This is a genomic window from Lacrimispora sphenoides (assembly GCF_900105215.1).
Classification (GTDB): domain Bacteria; phylum Bacillota; class Clostridia; order Lachnospirales; family Lachnospiraceae; genus Lacrimispora; species Lacrimispora sphenoides_A.
Map to the genome: position 1 here is coordinate 3262761 of NZ_FOIP01000001.1, position 20826 is coordinate 3283586.

24 protein-coding genes and 1 tRNA gene are annotated in these 20826 nt (G+C 34.9%); all 25 read right to left on the reverse strand.

Annotation, left to right across the window (positions count from 1 at the left end):
* Positions 1–9: 9 nt before the first annotated feature.
* The 25 genes from BMW45_RS14820 to BMW45_RS14945 all read right to left on the reverse strand — a co-directional run bounded on the left by BMW45_RS14820 (position 10) and on the right by BMW45_RS14945 (position 20826).
* Positions 10–924, reverse strand: coding sequence for a peptidoglycan recognition protein family protein (locus tag BMW45_RS14820; RefSeq protein WP_092245066.1), 915 nt, complete (start codon positions 922–924; stop codon positions 10–12).
* 19 nt (positions 925–943) lie between these two features.
* Positions 944–1198: a phage holin family protein gene (locus BMW45_RS14825; protein ID WP_092245069.1), complete on the reverse strand. Its 255-nt coding sequence runs from the start codon at positions 1196–1198 to the stop codon at positions 944–946.
* A gap of 335 nt (positions 1199–1533) precedes the next feature.
* Entirely contained in the window at positions 1534–1869 is a 336-nt protein-coding gene (locus tag BMW45_RS14835; RefSeq protein WP_092245075.1) for a hypothetical protein, read from the reverse strand.
* Positions 1870–1911: 42 nt separating this feature from the next.
* Positions 1912–2706 carry a hypothetical protein gene (locus BMW45_RS14840; RefSeq protein WP_092245078.1) on the reverse strand — a complete coding sequence of 265 codons (795 nt, stop codon included), beginning with the start codon at positions 2704–2706 and terminating at the stop codon, positions 1912–1914.
* Between the two features lie 47 nt (positions 2707–2753).
* Entirely contained in the window at positions 2754–3497 is a 744-nt protein-coding gene (locus tag BMW45_RS14845; RefSeq protein WP_092245081.1) for a hypothetical protein, read from the reverse strand.
* Positions 3498–3501: 4 nt separating this feature from the next.
* On the reverse strand, positions 3502–4038 hold the full coding sequence (locus BMW45_RS14850) for a hypothetical protein (protein ID WP_092245084.1): 537 nt from the start codon (positions 4036–4038) through the stop codon (positions 3502–3504).
* Positions 4038–5120, reverse strand: a complete 1083-nt coding sequence (locus BMW45_RS14855) for a hypothetical protein (RefSeq protein WP_092245087.1) — start codon at positions 5118–5120, stop codon at positions 4038–4040. The genes BMW45_RS14850 and BMW45_RS14855 overlap by 1 nt, the downstream gene beginning before the upstream one ends.
* Before the next feature lie 11 nt (positions 5121–5131).
* The gene (locus BMW45_RS14860) at positions 5132–5524 is read right to left on the reverse strand and encodes a hypothetical protein (protein ID WP_092245090.1); all 393 of its coding nucleotides are present in this window, start codon (positions 5522–5524) and stop codon (positions 5132–5134) included.
* A 13-nt stretch (positions 5525–5537) separates the two neighbouring features.
* A complete protein-coding gene (locus BMW45_RS14865; protein ID WP_166433363.1) occupies positions 5538–6095 on the reverse strand; it encodes a hypothetical protein in 558 nt (185 codons plus the stop codon).
* 160 nt (positions 6096–6255) lie between these two features.
* The gene (locus BMW45_RS14875; RefSeq protein ID WP_242883041.1) at positions 6256–7353 is read right to left on the reverse strand and encodes a hypothetical protein; all 1098 of its coding nucleotides are present in this window, start codon (positions 7351–7353) and stop codon (positions 6256–6258) included.
* Positions 7354–7379: 26 nt separating this feature from the next.
* Complete coding sequence (locus tag BMW45_RS14880; protein WP_092245102.1) at positions 7380–7814, reverse strand: hypothetical protein; 435 nt, start codon at positions 7812–7814, stop codon at positions 7380–7382.
* A 21-nt stretch (positions 7815–7835) separates the two neighbouring features.
* Positions 7836–8999: a hypothetical protein gene (locus BMW45_RS14885; RefSeq protein ID WP_092245105.1), complete on the reverse strand. Its 1164-nt coding sequence runs from the start codon at positions 8997–8999 to the stop codon at positions 7836–7838.
* A gap of 57 nt (positions 9000–9056) precedes the next feature.
* Positions 9057–10688: a hypothetical protein gene (locus tag BMW45_RS14890; RefSeq protein ID WP_092245109.1), complete on the reverse strand. Its 1632-nt coding sequence runs from the start codon at positions 10686–10688 to the stop codon at positions 9057–9059.
* A 16-nt stretch (positions 10689–10704) separates the two neighbouring features.
* The gene (locus BMW45_RS14895; protein ID WP_092245112.1) at positions 10705–12525 is read right to left on the reverse strand and encodes a terminase large subunit domain-containing protein; all 1821 of its coding nucleotides are present in this window, start codon (positions 12523–12525) and stop codon (positions 10705–10707) included.
* 1 nt (position 12526) lies between these two features.
* On the reverse strand, positions 12527–13534 hold the full coding sequence (locus tag BMW45_RS14900) for a hypothetical protein (RefSeq protein WP_242883043.1): 1008 nt from the start codon (positions 13532–13534) through the stop codon (positions 12527–12529).
* A 114-nt stretch (positions 13535–13648) separates the two neighbouring features.
* Positions 13649–13852, reverse strand: coding sequence for a hypothetical protein (locus tag BMW45_RS14905; protein ID WP_092245115.1), 204 nt, complete (start codon positions 13850–13852; stop codon positions 13649–13651).
* A 55-nt stretch (positions 13853–13907) separates the two neighbouring features.
* Positions 13908–14051, reverse strand: coding sequence for a hypothetical protein (locus BMW45_RS27865; protein ID WP_166433364.1), 144 nt, complete (start codon positions 14049–14051; stop codon positions 13908–13910).
* A 12-nt stretch (positions 14052–14063) separates the two neighbouring features.
* Complete coding sequence (locus BMW45_RS14910; protein ID WP_092245118.1) at positions 14064–14336, reverse strand: HU family DNA-binding protein; 273 nt, start codon at positions 14334–14336, stop codon at positions 14064–14066.
* A gap of 100 nt (positions 14337–14436) precedes the next feature.
* The gene (locus tag BMW45_RS14915) at positions 14437–14634 is read right to left on the reverse strand and encodes a hypothetical protein (protein WP_092245121.1); all 198 of its coding nucleotides are present in this window, start codon (positions 14632–14634) and stop codon (positions 14437–14439) included.
* A 69-nt stretch (positions 14635–14703) separates the two neighbouring features.
* A complete protein-coding gene (locus tag BMW45_RS14920; protein WP_092245124.1) occupies positions 14704–15921 on the reverse strand; it encodes a metallophosphoesterase in 1218 nt (405 codons plus the stop codon).
* An 11-nt stretch (positions 15922–15932) separates the two neighbouring features.
* A complete protein-coding gene (locus tag BMW45_RS14925) occupies positions 15933–16142 on the reverse strand; it encodes a hypothetical protein (RefSeq protein ID WP_092245127.1) in 210 nt (69 codons plus the stop codon).
* A gap of 18 nt (positions 16143–16160) precedes the next feature.
* The gene (locus BMW45_RS14930; protein WP_092245130.1) at positions 16161–16454 is read right to left on the reverse strand and encodes a hypothetical protein; all 294 of its coding nucleotides are present in this window, start codon (positions 16452–16454) and stop codon (positions 16161–16163) included.
* Positions 16455–17121: 667 nt separating this feature from the next.
* Positions 17122–17196: transfer RNA gene (locus BMW45_RS14935), tRNA-Ile, on the reverse strand.
* 506 nt (positions 17197–17702) lie between these two features.
* On the reverse strand, positions 17703–18005 hold the full coding sequence (locus BMW45_RS14940) for an HU family DNA-binding protein (RefSeq protein ID WP_092245133.1): 303 nt from the start codon (positions 18003–18005) through the stop codon (positions 17703–17705).
* On the reverse strand, positions 17998–20826 hold the full coding sequence (locus BMW45_RS14945; protein ID WP_092245136.1) for a hypothetical protein: 2829 nt from the start codon (positions 20824–20826) through the stop codon (positions 17998–18000). Before BMW45_RS14945 ends, BMW45_RS14940 begins: the two co-directional genes overlap by 8 nt.

Below are 20826 nucleotides of genomic sequence, written 5' to 3' on the forward strand. Positions count from 1 at the left end.
GCCACCCCCCTAGAAAACTTTGAAATGGCTAGTATTTGGATTGATTTCCTCCTTGCCTTCCCAAATTCCATCTTTATTTATAAAATAATATACATCATTCTTACTCTTCGATTTCACATATGCATTAGTTACCATTTCTCCGGAATTACAAAAGTAATACCACTTGCCTTCGTATTCAAACCACTGGTTTGCAAGCATGGCGCAATTGCTATCAAAGTAGTACCAGCTCTCATTATGCTTGTACCAGTCGCCTTGAACAGCGAATCCGTTATCCCCAAGGAAGAAACTCCAATAATCATTACCGTCAGTTTTAGAAGTCCATCTATACCAATTATTCTTTACACAGTTGCCAGTATCACCAAGATAGAATCTCCAATGTTCATCTTCAAGCAGCCACCCAGATTTCTTTATTGGTTCTGCTACAAGCGCAGACTTAAAGGCGCTCCAAGTATGTTTTGTGTGATTGTATACATAAGGATTTGGGCAAATCTTCCCAGTAACGTCGTGATGTCGGATCACATGATTTGCAGGAACATTGTGCTTAACCATCAGTTCCCTTGTCAGTGCAATGGTTGCCTGAACTGTAGCGTCCTCGAAGTACCAATCACGACTTATATCGGCCTGGCTGCCCTTATTGCGGACGCACATTTCTATTCCTATGCTATTAGTGTTACGACATTCTGAGTGCACGTATGATTTTGCTCCACAATGCCATGCAATATTTTTGTTCTCTACCGATTGCCAGATAGAACCATCAAAATCAACGTAATAATGAGCTGAAGCACTTCGATTACCACCTGCATAATATTTACAGTTGGCCAACGCCCCTCCTGTTGCTCCAACATAATGAATAACTATGTACTTAATTCTATCTGTTGTGCTGACAGTGTGATTATAAGGAGTAAGATACTTGTTAATAATCATATCGTATATCTCCAATCTTTTATTTCTTCTCAATCCATTGCTTGAATAACTGATGCATACCTACGCTAGATAGTCCTGATACAAGTCCACCTAATACGACCTGTGGAGTAATCAGCCAATTACTAATCCATGCAGATAAACCAATGCCTAAAACAGCACAAATTGTTGGAATGTACTTATTATCAACATCCTTAATCCAGTTCTTAATAACATACCCAAAGCATAAACAGATTCCTAAAACTACAGGCAACATATATTCATTTAAAAATTCCATAACACATACCCCTTTCATTTTGAAGCAAAGTTGAATTTTATAGTAATTCATGATTAAGCCATTTTTGATAGGCTCTTTTACTTTCATTTTTATTAAATACAAATACCAAATTATCTTTAGACCAGAAGATATCAATAAGCGGAACATTATTTTTAATATAAAGTCCTGCCTGTTTTGTATTTACAATTCTTACGGTATCCTCAACTTCGTATTCGCGATTAAACTGTTCACTGTATTCTCTAATTATATTCACCGCTTTCATATATTTATTGGCGTAAAAAATAGGGATAATCAAAATTCTGATGAATAATGGTTATCCCCAAATCTTATAATCACTATTCATCATTTTCATTGACGGTTTCACTTTCTTTAAGTTTGCTTTTTCTCTTACCTTTAGCAACAGTCTCTGATTTTAAAATTTCGTTAATTGTGTTTTTAATATTATCTTCATAAGTATCAAGTTCTTTTAAATCGCAACCATTTAATAAATCTCTAGTAGACTCTTTATCTACATACCCATTGGTATAATCTCTAAGTATAAGAAATATTTTGTAACAGTTGGTTGTATCAGTTATCTTTCTCCATGGAGTGAAAGATATTGTGTTTGAGCAAGTATGACATACATGATATTTTTTACCACATATACTGCACTTCGCATTAAGTTCTCCCATTAATACCTCTCAATAAAAGAGGCGGAACTCCGCCTCAGTTAATTAATCTTCGGAAATGATGATGTCAAATAGTCTGGCTTTTTCATCGCAGTATGGCTTCTGAAGCTTATAACTAGCAGCATGTTTTCCATCAGCAGTTAAATTGATTTCAACAGAAGAGGGATCAATCTGTGCTCTAGCAACAGAAATAACACCAGCATAAACAAGATTTGTATTGCATGGATCATGGAAGATTCCATGAATAAGCAAAGACTTAACGGCAGGTACTCCATCCGTATTCTTTGACACTTTTACAGCATTTTCAGTTTCTTTATCATAACGAACAAATGCTCTACCTGTGACTCCAGATGGAAGAGTGATTGTTTTTGTGGCTACGTCCAATGTGAATTTTCCATCACCAGCAGTTGCAGAAACTTCGTATGTCTTACCAAAAGTATTATTTTCGTTAATTACTTTTACATACTTTACTTCTGCTCCAGCAGTTCCAACTGGCGCATATTTTAAAACAACTGTTCCGTCAGATGCAATGGGAATAGTTTCTGACACTGGCATTATTATTTTGTTTGTAGCACTTGCAACTTCTTTTTGGGTTCCAAACTGTGAAGCAGCCAAATCAAGAGAAAATAGACTGTTTGTAAAATCAAATGTGCCAGTCTGTGCATTATAAAACGTTGTAATCTCTGACCCCATAGCATCCGTTACCGGAGTGCCATCAGCAGATGTTTTCAAACTCGGACTCTCAATCTGAGTATAACGTCCAGTCAGCTCATTTGTTGCTGGATCATATTCCTCAACTGCCCTAATCTTTTCAAGAACTAGTTCATTAGGATTAAACATGTATTATTACCTCCAATATTTTTATATTAATTAAAAAAAGAACCTGACTAATCAAGTTCTCCTAACCAATCAAGTTTCTTATTTGATATCTTTGTAAGATCCAATCCATATCCAGAGTAACCACTCTGTAGCAATAAATCTGCGTCTTTAATTCTCTGTATTCTTTTAACAGAATCTAAAAATGCGTTAATTTTCATATCCCAAACATTGTCATGATTACATTTGAAACCCTCTCGATTAATCATTGATGAAATAACATTTTTTAATTGAGAAGAATATTGCTTATTCTTACTCATTTCGTATGCCTCACGATCATCATCGATTAGAATTTGTTTTGTTGATTCGTTAGCTGGCAACTGTGAATTACGTTTTATCATATGAATTTTTCTAAGTGCATCTACAAACACCAAATATGTATATTCGTCAAATAAAATATCATCTGTTGAATTGTACATTACGATATCATCGTTGTCTCTCTTTTGAAATAACTGGAATTTTGAAAAATCCAAGTTACCAAATAATATCGATGTTCTTTCCACAGGGAATCCCTTACATAATAAGTTTGAGAATAAAGTGTAGTCATCAATCTTGGTATAGTCAACTCCGAGGTCGTAAAGTTGAAACTTCATGTCTGCACCAACGGAAGTCAAAGTATGAATCATAAACCAATATTCCTTTTCTCCGTAATCACAGATTTCACCTAGAGTCGGCTGCCTAATTGATATTTTGTCTGTTATATGAATATTTTTTCCGCGATAAATCTTTAATTCATCTATTATTTGATTCTCCAATTTATCACCTCGAATCGTAGCAGAGGGAATTGTTTATATCTTTTGTTTCAAACAACATTCTTCTATAAACAAAATCGGCATTGAAGACACCTTCTCTATTAGACGTAAGTTTTAGTTCCCCAATTAGGTTGAGCTTCGTCATGTCATCGTCAGTACCCAAACTTGTTCTTCCATTAAATTTTCCATCTAATAATTTTGATAGATAGTCATTCCGATTCTCAGCAACCCCAGGAAATTCTTTGGGATTTAATATCATATGTCTATTATGACTATAAATCCATAACTCAAGAGTTGGTTTAATCCATTTGTCCCTATAAGCTTCTGTGTGTACCTGTAATGTTACAAATGTTATTTCTTCTTTAATGGTTTCAGGATTTTGGTTCCAATTAAATATGTATTTATCTCCAACATTTTCCCCAGACCAATCGGGATCAGAATTATCGTAATTAGGACTACCAAAAGCCTTAACAATCTCTGGATCATTAACAATTTCACTCTTTACTTTTCTTTTAATGAGAGAGATTATTGAACTGTTAGCCATTATAAGTTACCTCCAATCTCTATAAGTTCTGAAGTAACCTCTTTACCGTTGATGACAACCGAAATCTTTACATAGTTGCCCAAAATTAAATCATCATATCCAAGCTTAACCTTACAACGCTTATCCGATAGTGTTTCTATATTTAAGAGCGAAGAGAATTCATCTGTAATTGAAACCTTCCATTCAAAATCTGGGTCCGTAACCGAATTGCCATCTGAATCTGTAAATGTTGCTGTAAATGTCTTTGCGGTTCCACCGGCGTTAATGACCTTGTCACCTTTCCACTTAATAACAATTTGCAAGAAAATTGGACTTTGATTGCCATTATCATTACCTGGATCAGTGGGAGATGATGGAGTAGTAGGTTCTTTGTAGTCACATATCCATACTTTATCGCCAGCGCCATTATCAACAAGTTTATCGTTAGTTGGGCTGGCTTGAACTTGAGTGAAAATTAGATTAATCAGCCCCTTATCTGTGAAATCATAGGATATGTCATCAATCCTTGTAATCTCATATGGCTTACACTTCCGAATATTTTTTGACATATGTATTCTCTTATTATCGTCCAACAACATGGTTTCATTGTCATATGGTAGATAAACCATAAACTGATTAGATTGAAGGGTAAGAGTTTTATTTTCCTTTTCTCCATTATTATAGGCCGATGCATTTAAGATGTGGGCATATCGAGATACTATTTCACCTGATTCGTTTTGCCAATGAAGTTTGTAGTTACATATACTGGCGGCTGATTTATCGTAGATACCATTATTATCAACCTTACCTTTTAACAGCCAGATTGCACCTGATTTATCCTTGACATAATGAAACAAGTTTAATGTTCCTATATTAGCCAAAACTTGTCGCTTAATTGAATTAGTGTCGGAATCTGCCATTTTGTTTTGAATGATGGCTCTTGACGCAAATTCAGTTGATATATCATTATTGTAAAATACAACATCTTCTCCAACTTCTGAAGATATCATTTCTGCAAATGAATCTGATTTGTAATCATTGAATACATTGTTTTCCAACCCGCTGGAGAGAGAGGGAGAACCTATTAAGTACCATTCTTTCATAGTACGCCGCCTTAAACAAAAGCGGTTGACTTTTGATTTTCAACCATTTCAGATGATTTGCTTCCAATATATTCAAGATGTGCCTTTTCAGCCGTTTTTGCTCCATTAGACCCGTCCCAACTTAAATCCTTTGTGACAATGCTAACCCTCTTATTTACGAGGGAAACTTGCCGTTCTTGATATAATTGATACATAAATTGTGCAAGTGTATCTATTATGTATTGATCTAGTTTTTCATCAAATTCCATCATTTTTTCATCGAAATGAAGTTCATCTAATTCAACAGAGTATCTTCCTATTGCCTTCTTTAACCATATTAACTCAAGAGAATCTGGCAACACGGTTTTTTCAGCAAAGGAAGATTCAAAAGAGTCTATTACATCTTTTGCTAATGTATTGGCCATAACTCCTCCAATCCTACAGTTTGTTTCCAGTATAACTAAGGCAAAACTGTATCTTTTGATAATCGTTAATGTTTAGCGTTTTAATCATTTCAATAAGAAATACTTTTTCAGCACGTGTGACAATTGTCTTTTTGATATTATCTTCAAAGGCTTTCATTGTTTTCAACTCAAAAATCTTCTTAATAATATCATTATCTACTATCTGCTGTTTTCTTCCTTCTGCATCAAAGTCTAACTGATTTCTTACATATTCATCTTCAATGATCCATGTTGCATGAGAACCGTATCCGTCAGTTCCGGTCAATAATTTATTACCACTCTGTCCCTGAGCAATAACTTCTTCTCTGGTTAGATAGACAATACCATTAGCGGGGACATTGATATCTCCGGTACTTGTTTTTCTAGCAGCACCGGTGAGCCACGGAGCTATGCTTCTAACTTTTATTTTTTCATCAAGTCTAATTTCTTTGGGTTCCATTATAATCTCCTTAACAATTAGTTTAAAATTTTCAATTATTTTTGATTGAACTCCACAGTTGAATGAGAGTATTGAGCCTATCTGATTTTGCAAATGTCCAATATCTCATACCGCTGTTTATATTAACTTTTGTAGAAATATATCTCTGGTCAAAACTTCTTAAAAAATATGCCATTTTCTTAGAATAACAATAGAATATATCACTCATATAATCACCAAGAGAGAGCATTACGCCCTCTCAAAATCCCTTTTGTTAATCTGCTAGATCATCAAGATTTGTATCATGGATCGTACCAACTTTGTACTCCTGTCCTGGAGCCACAATTGCACCAACTTCAAGATCAAATCGTGAGATTAGCTGTCCAGTTGTTACCTCGTTGCCACTGAAAGAAGTTAAGCCACCTCTTGTTACAGTATAAATAGGTGAAGCAGAACCAGCAGGTAATACAAAACCAAGTCCCGCAGGAAGCATAGTATTAAAGTTGTCACCTGTAGAGTTGATGCTTGTTAAATCATACGGATTTGGAATTTCTGACAAGATAGTACCGTTATACATTCCCATCAATCCGCTATCATGGATTTCTTTCATAATAGCTTCGGAAATTCCGTTTACTGTAGGAGTTGTACCAACATAACCAGCCCAAGGATTAAACTGTGTAAGTAATGCATAGTCACCTGAAACAGTAGTCTTTCCGAAACGTCTAATCTTAGTGATTACATCGTCAACTCCTGTTTTTGTAAGACCCGCCCCCTCAAAGAAGTACTTGATTCCAGTAGCAGCCTTGATAGCGTCGTAAACAGTCTGAATAACGTATTTTGTGGCTTTATTTCTGATCTGTACTCTTACCTGATTCTGTAACTCGTTTTCATCAGACATGTCACCGAGAGTAGCCTTACGATAATCTACAGCATAACCGCCAGAAATAACAGTAGTTGCAATTGGAACTCTTTTCTTACGAATAACAGGGAAACCAACGTCCTGTCCAGCAGCTTGTTCTTTTGCTGGCAAATTAGCGTACTCTGTAATTTCTACTTCACAAGACTCATTGTATCCAAGCGGCTTATAGTTACCGTAAATACCAAGCAATTTAATTTCCTGAAGCAAAACAGGTTCGATAGCAAGTCTACGAATTGTATTCAGCTCAGAAATTGCAGTCGAATCACCATTAGTTGCCTTTGAATTTAATTCTTTAATATATTTCGCCGCAGCATCGGCCTTTTTACCATAAGAAGATAACTCTTTACCATTTACCATTGCGGAGAAAATTTCTACAACAGCAGACTTGCCATTTACCTTTCCGCTTGCGTACTCAGAATCTCTTCTTTCATTGTTTAATTCGATTGTATACATTATCTTTATTCCTCCTTAAAAGTCGATTACTCACCATCTGCCGGTACAACTACAGATGCGATAATTCCAAGTTTATTCCCAATGATTTCATCAACAACAAGATATAATCCAGTCGGAGATGCGGTAACAACAAGTTTTCCAGTTACATCAGAAGCCAATTTATTGCCCTTTGCATATGTAGAAGGAAGAGGAGAGCCATAAACCTCAATTTTCTTTCCTGTTGCCGCAACTTTCTTTAAATCAATTACTCTAACATGAGTGTTTTTTGCAATAGGATAAACATCCAAGTCGGCATTGTCACCCACCTCTACTTGCATAACTGCTTTGGTTGCATTTGCGGCAACAGCGAAAGATTCGTTAGCAACAGAACCAAAGTCGCCATTTGCAATTGCTGCGGATGTCACTGCATCTTCAAAAAAGTATTCCTTCTCAATCTGAGAGATTTTATTAAATTTAATCATGATTTTCCTCCTTGTTTTTCATTAAAAAATGTTAACATCTTCGTCTTCGTCGCCATCGGAATATGTACACACTTCTGAGAAAATATCTTCCGTAGTAGTTTCCTTCTTTGAGTTGATTTCAGATGTTTTAGACTGTTCCTTCTGGGCTGCTACAATGCCTACGCAAATCTTTGCTTTAATTACATCAATGTTGCCCTTATTCGGATCTTCATTAAAAGAATTAATTTCTGATTCTGCAAATTTCTTTTCCTCGTCGGTGTAAACAGAAATAGCCTCATTTAATTCAGCAATTCTTTTTTCTGCTTTTAACGTAGCCAGTTCTTTTTCAAGAATATCTCTCTCTGCCCAATATGTTTCGTGCTCTTTATTTAACGTGTCAAGTGCCGCCTGAACCTGCTCTACTGTGGCATTCAGTTCAACAATAGTATTTTCTTTTGAAATAACCAGTTCATTAAGTTCACTAATCTTTATTTCATATTCAGCAGTTTTGTTGTTTGTCTCAGAAATAGTATCTCTGATAACATTTTTAACTTCGTTCATATCAAATTCCATTAATTCTTGTTCCTCCTTATTTTTCTTTTCAGCCACTTCCAAAACAATTGCATCATCATCAGCTGGTGATACAGATAAAATTGCAGTACCAGATAATAAAAACTCCTTTGGTGTTCTGAATTTGTCAGTTGGTTTATCTTCTTCGTAGACGATCTTATTTTGATTAGTTTCTAACCCCATAACCTCAACCGACGAATCTACTTTGTCAATGGCGTAATTCTGTCTAACCCATTTCACGAAATTAGGATATCTTGAATGGAAAAGAAATCCTTCTCCTGCCAAGACTTTAATTGTTCCTTCCCCGTCTGAAATTTCTTCAATAGAATACTTTTCAATTGATCCGACAACTTCGCTATTCTCAAAAACTGGTTCTTTTGACCCATCTTCATTAACCAAGTCATTGGTATAACCATGCCCAAGAGGAGCAGTTTTTGTATCATCGCAAAACTCACTACAAATTGGTATAGAACCAGAGTTATTGGCCGCATTTAGTACATATTCTTCATTCCAATGAATTCCATTTTTGTTTGTATCAGTGGCGTTCTCGTGAATTTTTAGAAGTGCAATTTTGATAGGTACTTTTCCGCCCCTAACGGCACGTTTTGAAAGTTCGAGGATATTATTTTGATACATAGTCAATCCTCCTTAAATTTTTGTATAATAAAAAGACGGTCAATGACCGCCTTAAAATTATTTGTTGTCGCTAGGACTTGGCATCGCATTACCATTATTCGATTTACTTATTAGTGTACTTTGATTGGTAGGGTTTTCAGATTCTGGTCTACCTGCCGTATTCGTCTTTTCGTTAGCCGTAAAAGATGTCATGTGTACCGGATATTTATGCTCAATATCTTCATCAAGTTCAGTATCCATAAGCTCAAAATATGCCTCTGAATTAATACCAGTACTTGCAATCCATGCGGTTAAAGACCCTTTCCCTTGCAAATACAAGTCTTTCATTTGTTGAGTGAATTCTTTTCTCGTGATGATACTACATGGTAGGTAATACAAACTGACAATATTACTTGAATCTTTTATAATATTCTGATTTATCACCTTCACAAATTCTTCTGTAATTGGCTCCATCCACATAAAGATTTCAGATAGTAGTAGCTGAAGATTATTCTGTTGAGAAGCAAAGTTTCCAGATCCGGTTCCAGATACCAAATTTGCCATGAATCCCAAATCCACGCCAATCTGGTCATTAATATACGAACTGTTCTTTTCGTCAAGCAACGATACATCTGCTTTGATTTGATCTATCTTAGTACCTGCAGATACCGTGAAGAAACTTGTTGAATTGCGATTGTTTTTTGTTAATACTGCTTGTTTTACCTTGTCGTGCTGATCTGTTTGCTGAGCCTTTGTTAACGCGCAAGAGCCTGGATCTTTACCTTGTGGTAATGTCTGATAAATAATTCTGTTATTAATTTCATCAAGCGTTCCACGGGCGGTATCCTGAAAATAAGATGAGTAAAGAATATTTTTTATTGCAGCGAGGCATAGTGGTCTACCCCATGCTTCTTCTAATTTACTTCGTATTTTAGATACAATGGTTTTTGAATTATCAAGAATAATCCAGTTGTTCATGGTGGATTCAGGTTTATTAAAGTTTGTCCAACCCTCGCGTATTTCCTGTGGATAAAGCCGCAATTTTCTTTCCAGTTCATTTCCATCAAGACCTTCAAAGTACCTCAAATTAAAAGCAAGTACATAAGATGAATTTTTTCTACCCACAATCTTTGTGTAATTAGTTGGTAATGGGATAACAGACATATTTATACCTAACTCATTTATTTCAAGTATATTTTCTACATCATAGTCGCTCATAGTCTTCTTATTATCATTTGTACTATTAGTAAAAGCACAATAATAAAAAGACACCCCATCAATCATTGATTTATACAGGGCATCTCTCATAATTTCCTTATGATGAAAACTTCTTAATGCTGACTCCATCAGTCTTTTATTGGTTTGTCTTTTTGATTTGCTTTTACCCCTTGGTATAACTACACTATCTAGTGTTGGGAGAGCTGTGCAATAGTCGATACACTGAGTAAGCAGTCCGTTAGATGAATAGAGTTGATTAGACAGTTTCCTTAACTGCTCGTTATGTATCATTGGACTTTTTATCATTGCGGATATTTCTTTTGGCTCATATATTTCAAAAATATCAAGACCAAATATATATTCGGATACTCCACGTGATGAAAAACTATTAAATTCGTGATTATTGTTGGTGACAGGAGAGGAGATTTCCCCATTGTCTATAGGCTGTGTTTTTCGTGGACGACCCCTACCACGCTTGATTTCTTCTGCCATTTTTCACCTCCATTCTCTAATTGATTAGTGTGGCGTATTCATAATCTGAATTATCAGATAATAAATCTTGCTCCAACAGCCCAATAAAGTAACTATTATAAGCTAAACTTACATATCTATCCTTTGTATTACTACCAGTTTCGTATAGTGAAATTACACCAGTCTGTTCATTTCTTGTGTATTCCAAGGATATCATTTCATTCAATAACGCCTGTGTTTCCAAAAATGGCCTTTCATAAAATAGCATGATATCTGGATCGGTTGCGAGAGAATATTCTTGGATATTATTTTGCAAAATATCCTGCGCAGAATCTAAATTAACTAATAAATCTATCATCTTAGAATCTAAAACCCCGCGTAATGCAATAGCAATATCATTATTCAGCTTTTGACTTGCGTTTATAGCAAATACATTTTCATCAGCTCCAGCAACATTTACTCTATTGGCAATAACTTCATCATTCATACATCTCCAAGCAGGATATTCACAATCTCTATCTTCGTCGTAAAGTACCTTTGCCAATCTATCATATGTTAATATTCCACCATTTCTAGTATCAAGAACAATATAGTCAGCTTCAAAATCGTAGAATAATTGCTTTATTCTTATAGCCTGTTTATCAACATCACTACCAGGATTTGCTTCAATATATGAGAGAATGCGTCTATACCCATTTTTTACTTCAATCTTCTTCCCATCTACATTACTAGATTCATACGTCACACTTTCAGGTAGAGCACGTATGCAAGTAAAACATGAATTATCATTTTTATTTGAACGTTCTATAAAAGCCATATCGCAAGCAAGCACTCTGACTTCGCCGATCTGTTTAGGAATAGCATAGGGATTTTTATGTTTATTTCTTACATCATCTAACTTTCTTGGATAGAATGCCTTTTTATTAACCTGATTTTGAGTCAGCAACCCGTATGTAAAATAAGCATTAGCATTTTCTCTTAACATTTCATTCTCGTATTCTTCTCTCCAAGTTATCGGATCTGTGGTTCTCTTTGCGTCTACGAGGTTAGACATGGTTTTTATCTCGTGTTTTAAGGCAATGGAATAATCGGTGGCTAAAATACACGATGTTCCATCTCCGTATTTACTTTTAACCGTATCTTTAAGCAATTTTCCCATCCAATGGCTAGTTGGTGCGGCTGAGCTTATGTATATATTTACTGCCTCTTCTGAAAACTCTTTATTTTCGCGATATTTTACACCATACTGTTCACATTCTTCGTTGGTACGATATTGCGCTGGACGGGTCATCTGGAATGGTTTAAGAACTTTATCTACAATATATTTTTTGATTCTTTTAAATTCTTCAAAGATTAGAATAGTGGATCTATATCCAAGAGCATCTTCACTTGCGACCACTACTACAATAGAACTACCATTATGAAAAGTAACTTCAATATCGTTTGCGTTTGTAGTAATTTTCTTAATCTCGCGTCGTAAATTCTCTGATTTGGGCATTAGTTCTTTTTGTATTTTTTCCTTTACGATCAAAGCAGCCTGTTTCTTTGTTCCACTGGCTACGACAACCTTGGTGTTTGGATAAAGAATACATTTGGCGCATGAAAAAATAGCAATCACAAATGATTTTGCGGAGGCTCGTCCAGCAATAATGACCACGCTAATATAGGCATTTAATATGTAGAGCCATATAATTTGATACCAATGAAGGGTAATGCCTAAATAGTGTTCAACAAATACGGGGATATTTCTGCGGTAAAAAGTGATCCAATCCAATATCCTTACATAATTTTCTTTATTGGATAGCCAAGAAGATTGAGAGAATTTTTTGTAGACAATTTTCTGATAGGCATCAAGCACATCATTCACCGTCCTTTATTTCTGTATCTTCATCATTTATCCAATAATCCGCATCTTTTTCCTTTGTACCAAATATCAAATTCTTTAAAGGTCTAAACATAAATCGCTCTATGTATTCTATAATTCCAAAGAAATCATGGTACTTCTTCTTATCTTGGTAATATTCAGCAGGAGAATACTTTTCGATATCCATTATCCATTTTCCAAAACTATCATTAGTTACATCCGCATCATCCGCTTTTAGACCAGCTGCTTCAAATAATGATTTGTATGAATTTGATAATGTTCCTATATCTTTTCCATTTTGAATATTTATTTGCATCTGATATTCCAACAGGCAAAGGTTTTTCATCATTTTTTGCTTTTTGACATCTGGTTTTCCCTCACATAACTTAAGCAATTCATCATAATATCCCTGTAGAGCTTGTAATGCCTGTGCTTCATAGCCAGCTCCCCAGAATTTGATCATTTTTGGAGTGATTTTGTAATCCGCAATGTCATCAATGTCTTCAGATGTATTTACAGTCCTATTTTGACGATTATCAAAATTGAATTTCAAAGAGTCTATAAAAGTTTTTCTTCCAGCGACATTAAGATTTTTCTTTGCTGCATAGTGTGAAATTCTACTTCGATCAGATGAAATTTCACGCGCCTGCTTTAAAACCTCTATGTCGTATACCCAGTCAACTTGACATGTAAAATGTTCAATAGCATGTTCTTCATTCCCACTATACAAAGCGGTTAATAGTGTTACATACTTATCTGTACATTCTTTACACCATGGCAAATATCCATCGTTCGCCTGGAATAGTGGGCTGTTTGATTTTTGAAAATTATTTTTCTGTGCAATATACCCCCGCCCACAGCATGAACATTTGTATTTATGTTTTTCTGAATCATATTGTTGTGGAGATCTTGGAATCTTAAATTCAACACTTGTATCAATTACTTTTGGTGAGTTCATTGACTCACGGACAATATCTTCTTTGGTTCTTCCTACAGTAGCCAAAGTCTCACCTCCATTCTTTGCAAATAAAAAGAGCCATCATTGGCTCAAAATTCAAATAAAATCGCTATTCAATAGCAAATAGAAGAGTAGATTGTAACATCTACACTTCCTAAATTACTGCTGTGCTTTTCTCTTAGCACACTCTTCTTTGAAAGATGTTCCAGGGAAGGTATTCCAACCACGAGCTGCACAATATGGGCAATCATCGGGATGAGACTTGCCAGTTGCCGGGCCATATTCAGCCATATGAGCCTTATATTCGGCCTCCTCTGCTGGACTTACAAATTCAATTACTTCTTTTTCATAATTTGGAATCATGTGTTTAATTTCCTTTCGTGTTTTTATTTATACATAAAATTATGTATATTTCTAATTAATCCAACTTCTCCAAAAGTCCTTCTATAGTTACCGTTTCACCAATAGATACACATGTATCTTGACGAGTTTCAAGAACTTCTTTCAGAATGGAGATTTCGTCATCAGTAAGGTTGATTGTCTTCGTTATAATATCAAACATTCATATCACCCCTTACTTTACGGCATCTTTTAATGCTTTGCCGGCTTTAAATTTAGGCACTTTTGATGCTTCGATGTGAAGTTTTTCGCCAGTCTTTGGATTTCGTCCTTCTCTGGCAGCTCTTTCGGTTACTTCAAATGTGCCAAATCCAACCAACTGAACCTTTTCACCCTTTACTAATTTCTCAGTTACAACCTCTGTAAGTGCTTTTAAAAATGCTTCTGTATCTTTTACCTGTAAACCTGTTTTGTTTACGATAGAAGTAATTAATTCTGGTTTATTCATATATAAAAATCTCCTTATATTTAAAATAATAAAAGAGGGCAGTAAACACCCTCGGTTTGACCGCACAGCAGTCATTCGCCATTTATTATGTTGGCAACACTTAATATGACTTTTCTGCTACTGCTAGAATGGCATTTGCAATTCTAATTGCTTCACAATCTCCTAAATCATGAAGAATAGACTCTGAAACTTTCAATGGAAAATATTTTATATATTCGCGATCATCTTCCGACACAATATTTCCGCTGGCAATCTCCTGAAATTTTGTTAAAGTATCGATTGTTTTAAAGTCGTTCATAAATACACCTCTTCTCAGTTAAAGCAATAAAAAAGAACCGCCACAAGCGATTCACCATCAAATGTATGTTTAGTTTAAAATGATATTGTAGGTTGCTTCACGACCATCTTCCTGATTAAACAACATTAATGTCTGACCAGCAGAAGAGTAGAGTCTTTTTTCATTTGCATAAGATTCAGAACCACACAGAGAACGTACTATCACACTTTCAATGCCTAATCGTTCAAATTCCTCTAGATGATGCTTGTCCCCCATGACGGTTAAATCAATCGTTTCTCCAAATTTCTTTGTGAATATAGTATTCATAGTGACACCAAAATCCTTGAAGTTCTCTAAGTCTCCATGAGTACAAACAATATTTACGCCACATACGTTTAACTTTATAAATTCATACCAATCAGCGGGAACTATGGTAACGTCATTACGCTCTCTCAGCCTTTCTTTTAACCACCAGGGTACAAGACGTTCCATATTGTCAGAATGCTTACTATCTTTTTTATTCTGGATAGTTCTCATGTGATTGCCATATGTGGAGTATACAGAAGTTTCAGTAACGCAATCAGCTAATGCAGATATAATTTCTGCCATTCGTTCAGTTACGTGCATTAGCTGCATACATGTCTCTTCTTCCGAATCTACTCTACACCCAGTGTGAATGCTCCCATGGCAAAGGTCCCCTAGGATTACCAAATGTAACTTATAGACACCATTCTCTATTAAATGTTGTTTTGTTTTATCAATAAGTTTCTCTAATCTGTTTTCGCAAATATCAATGTTGTATGTATTCCAGATATTATCCGTTACTAGTCCGTAATGTAAATCAGAAATATAAATAACGGCTTCTCTGCCAGAAGAGAAACAGATTTCTTTATTAACTTTTAGCGGTTTCAATTTGTTTAGATCTTTAGCAACCTCTAGCATTTCGGTACACAAGTGATCAAATCTGCTTTCAAGTGTTAAATCCCGATTTTTTAATCGTCTCTGATCAGACACCTGCTTCTTAATCTTATACAATTCATCAAGCTGAACTTGCACTTCTTTACTGTATTGCTCATCTATCATTTTTGAAAATACTTCATCATAAAAAGCTTTTGCCATCTGGAATTTCTTACGATATGCTGATTCTGTCCACGTTTCAGTTTCATCTCTTAACTCTTTATTGAACAATTCTGTCAAATTGGGCCATGTGATGTCAAGCGTACCGGAATCTTTGGCAGAGCCTAAACGCCATATGTATTGTAATTCAGTCTCATCAACAGCTTTCTTTAAATCAACGATATTATTCACCGCCTTACCAATTATTCTGCATCGAACATTGTAGAAGAGAGTGGCAATGCTCCTCCGAGTTTGCAATCAACTAACTGATCCTTATATTCCATAAACATATCTTTTACGCTAATAGGCTCCCCAAATTCCTCGTGGCTCAAATACAGTTCACCATCAATTTCTTCAACCTTTGCGCCTACAATATTGTAGATACTTTGTTTTGTATTATCTAATTTTGCCATATTATATTTCCCTCCAAATTAATAAGACTTCTTGTGCGGATTGAAATATCTCTGGTGAGATTTTCTTTTCCTGACTTCAAGAAGTTGTTCTACTTTTACTTTATATTTTTCATTTACGGTTAATTTTGCAATGCATGACAAGTAGTAATTACCCACTCTACGAGGTATTTTTTCATCTACCACATTGTCAATTAATCTTTTGGCAGCGTAATAGTTTTTGAAATGTATGTGAGATTCATTATCATCGCTTCTACACACTCTAAAGCCTGTTTCTGTGCGTTGTATTATGAAACCACGGTATTCTTCACCCATACCATTTAGTCGCCACGAATGGCTTTTAACGCTTCCAAGATAGCTACTTTAGGAGCAGCATAATAGCTTCTGTGACGCTTGTTTGCAGAATGACATAAGTCTGCTTCGTAATAGTTTTTGTGGTCAGAATATCTGAAACCTTGAGATTCTAACAACTTAGCTTCCTTCTTACTTATTGGTAAAATTATATTTCACTCGCTTTCGTTTTAAATTTCTCCGGAGAGGAGAGTAGCACTAGAATGAGGTGTCGATCCCCATGCTGATAAACACACACTGCTTTCAAGGCTGGTTTCGGAGCCGTCCGAATTATTCTAGCAAAGTTTCCTTATAAACGCCAAGCGTCGATAGTTGGTGGTACCCACCGCTATTTTAGCACGCTCATAATCTTCCAGGATTATAATTCAAGTACTTGGTTTCGCTGTGCAAACTCACAAGGTTTCGTACCACTTGAATCAAAAGATTTTGTATGGAATCATGCACACTAAATTATATCCATACCATATTGACGATTGAAATATCCATTGGTCGGATGAATATTTGGTTTGATGTTCCTCACTTTGTATGTCCGCGGAGACACACTGTGTTTGTCACATGTTTGAGTTTTGCACTGTTTCTATAGTGAAGTATACTAAACTCCACTACTCCTGTCTTCATGTATAGAAGACAATCGGAATTGTAAGATTCGAACCCACGACTAACCGGATATAAGCCGGGTACTCTAACCTGACTGAGTTAAATTCCGTAATTTTTAATCAATGCCTCCATGAAATGTTCTATTCTGGTAGACTACAGCTCGTAAAACTGCAATTTTTAATGACACTTATTGCGGTCAATCGTTACAACTTTTGTTATTCATACTAAATTCCACGCCAAGCACTACTTTAAAGTATGAAAAGTGGGTTTTGTTGAACCACTATAATAAATAACCCAAGCAAACGGGTATTTTCTAAGTATTGGTTTAGGATTTTCCTTTCCGCTGGCACAGGTTTAAAGTCTCTGTACCGACTTATTTCGAGGAGGTGTCGTTAACCAACTTGCCGAATGTAAGTCAATCAACGACTTTATGAGAATAAGTTGAATTATGAGCTATTCTTATTTATTTTTTGATTTTCTTTTCTCTCTTACCTAGGGTTCCCTTATAATTTTTCTTTGAAATTAATGGAAGTTTCCCATACCTCTTACGGAAGAGTTCCGCGAAAAAATGATAGGTTAAAATTGAAAAAAGTAACTTTTCATCTCAACAATGCCTTATCTACAAGCCTTTTGATACTTGCATCCATTTTTAATTCTATTTTTAATTCCGGTTGCAATTTTAAAAGTAGGATAAATACATTTTTCTAAATTTAATTCTGGATTTCCAAATAAGTTTTTGCCCTGCATAGGTTTTCGTTCAACCAAAGTAAATCTTCCAAGCTTGGGAATTTCAACTTCTTCTCCGCAGATGAGTTTCTCTGCTGTCAAACTAGAAGAAGTATTAAAAACTTCTTCTACAGCATAATCAGATAACATGCACCTCTTTGCAACTTCTTTCACAAATTCGCTTTTATTCAAATAATTTACCTCCGTATCTTTTAAATTTTATATTAAAGATATCAATATCTCCCTCGTTTGATTCTTCTATGTATGTATTTGATGGTGTTAGTTCATACATTATTTCTGTCAAGACATCGTTCTCATAGTTAAATAGTGCATAAAATAATAACTTCGAAATATGTGAATACTTTTTCATGTCTACATATTCTATCAAGGATAGCATCGTATGTTTGTTAATTTTCAATTTACTGATATCGTATACTAATGATTCCCTATATCGATCAGTTAATAGAAACTTTTCAGATGGAGCATAGTATTCTTTCGACCATATAGCATTAATTGAAGAATTAGTAGACTCGCACATTTTCACAATTTTATTGAGCTGTTTTTTGTTTACTGAATTTTGACTGAAATCACCAAACCTAAAACACGATGATAATGGAGTAAAATCGCTTCCTTTTGTTTTATCTGAACGATATCTATTAACTTCTTTCAATAAATAATCCATTGCTGTTTGGTGATAGTTATATTTCTTTTTATCAGGATTCCGATATCCCTTGGTCTGAGCTATAAACCCTATAAAAGCTGGTTTTATTGCTTTGTTATTAAATGTACGTCTATCCCACTTGTCTTTTATCGTCTTAAGTTCTCTTACAGAAGAAATATCAAATTCCTTTTTCGCTTTATCAATTTCAATACATGACAATACATTTAGAATACAGATATCGTGATATATCTCTTCAATGTCTTTATAGCATTCGGCTAAAGATTTTCTGGATCTATTTATGTAATCCCACATCAAAGTATTTAATTCCTGGGATAAATTGACTATCTCACCGATTTTGTTTTCGCTTGTTTTGTAATCCAAGTCCGCCTTATCTGCATTTGTGTAGTGTCTTTGAGATTTCTTGGCGGTGACACGATTGGCTGGAACCTTGAAAAAATCGTAATTCTTTAAGGCAGCATCAATTAATATCTCATTGTCGGTTATTATCATCTGATCGGAATCGAAGTCAGCTCCGCTTAATCGTTCTAAGATATTTTCTCCGATAGAGTTAATACAAACAATTTCATCTGTTAAATTAAAGTATTTATCAATTAGATCATGCTGCATGTTGGTTGATACCAAAATATTCGATGTTGATATATGTGGGCTACGGCAACCTAAGACTTTTTTACCATACTTATATCGAGTGGTATGGATATGTCCAGATGGGAGAGATGTAGTTCCGTCAAATTTCCCGATACTATGGAGCAACATTTCAAATGGATTTCCAAATAATACAGAATAATTACCATCAATTAAAATATGGCCTTTTTTAATATTTTTTAAGTAAGCTTTGCATGTTTCCTTTTTAAAATCATAATAATATTTAGTGTCATAAAATGTATCTGAAAGATTCATCATAGTGTAAATAATATCATTCTTATCTTTAAATACATTGCTCAATTCTTCTCCATCGTCTACCGCACACTTAACATGATATTTTAAAACATCACTATCTGTATTTAACAGATTTACATATTCCAGAGACGGCTTTAGCAGCGTATGCACCTCATCTGATGATAGCTGTAGTGTATTTAATAACTGGTAATGAGTTTGAACCATCCTGCCATCAAAGAAGTGTGTCTTTTTTTCATGCTTTACTATGCTAAATGTAGAGTCTATATTATTAAGCCATTGCTCGATAGGAGCAAATTTTATGTATTTTATGCTATTTGGAGTTGTAATAAGTTTTATGTCGCGAATATCTCTTGCAAGTGTAATACTATCTTTATGTAGTTGCGAAATATTGGTAATGTTATTATCTTCAAACCATTTTTGTATATTTGTATTAAAACAGCATGATTTAAAAAATCTATTTCTCAAAAGAACCATTCCATATTTTGAATAGTCACCAAGAAGACTGATATCTATCAAAGACTGTCCATCGAATATTGAGTTGGATATCTCAACACTACCTTCTTGCACCGATATCTTCTTTTCATCGTCCATTTCTACGATAATAGAATCTTCAGAAAATACGCTATCGTAATCTGGGATTATTAATATATTTTTATGATCTATCGTGAGTAAGTCTATAGCACTGCTTGTTGGCAATGATATATAAGACTCGAAGGCGGCTAAATCAATCAAATCTCCTTCATTAATATCAAGTCCACATAGATCCCATTCGTGAATGTCTGCGTATAGTCTTTCGTCTACAAATAGACACTTTCCGACTCTCGATGATCCAGATGTCCTTTTTAAACGAATATAATGTGTGCCATTACAATTAAATCCATTTTCATATAGGTAATCTCTTAGTTCTTTTTTTGTATATGAGACTTGCACTGTTTTGACGGTATATACTTGATTTCCATACCTATCTTCTTCAAAATTAAAACCATCTGGTAGCTCGAAACGGGTGATTTCTCTGGTGGGAGTGAGAGCTACAACTCCTACTATAACGCCATCATCTAAGGCTATATTGTCTGTAAAATGAAGATCGTCTAGTAAATATCCATCCATAACATATGTATTGGCTTTGACCTTATTAAAATCTTTGCTACTATACTTAAAAGTTACATTTATAATTTTATCAGTAAATTCTTTCCCATTGTGTGTAAAAGTGAATGTATCGCTTTTATCGTAAATGCGACTTACAATCTCTCTTATTTTTTCACTATCAAGGCTAAAATCCAGTGAGTTAATAAACCGATTGAAATTCACATCACCCTTCTTTGTCAATAATCTATAGCCTATTTTATTTTTCTTTTCGTCTAAAAAATTGTTTGCAAGGAACAAATCCTTCGCATCAACGCTTGGTATATAAATACAATTTCTTTTTGACTGCAA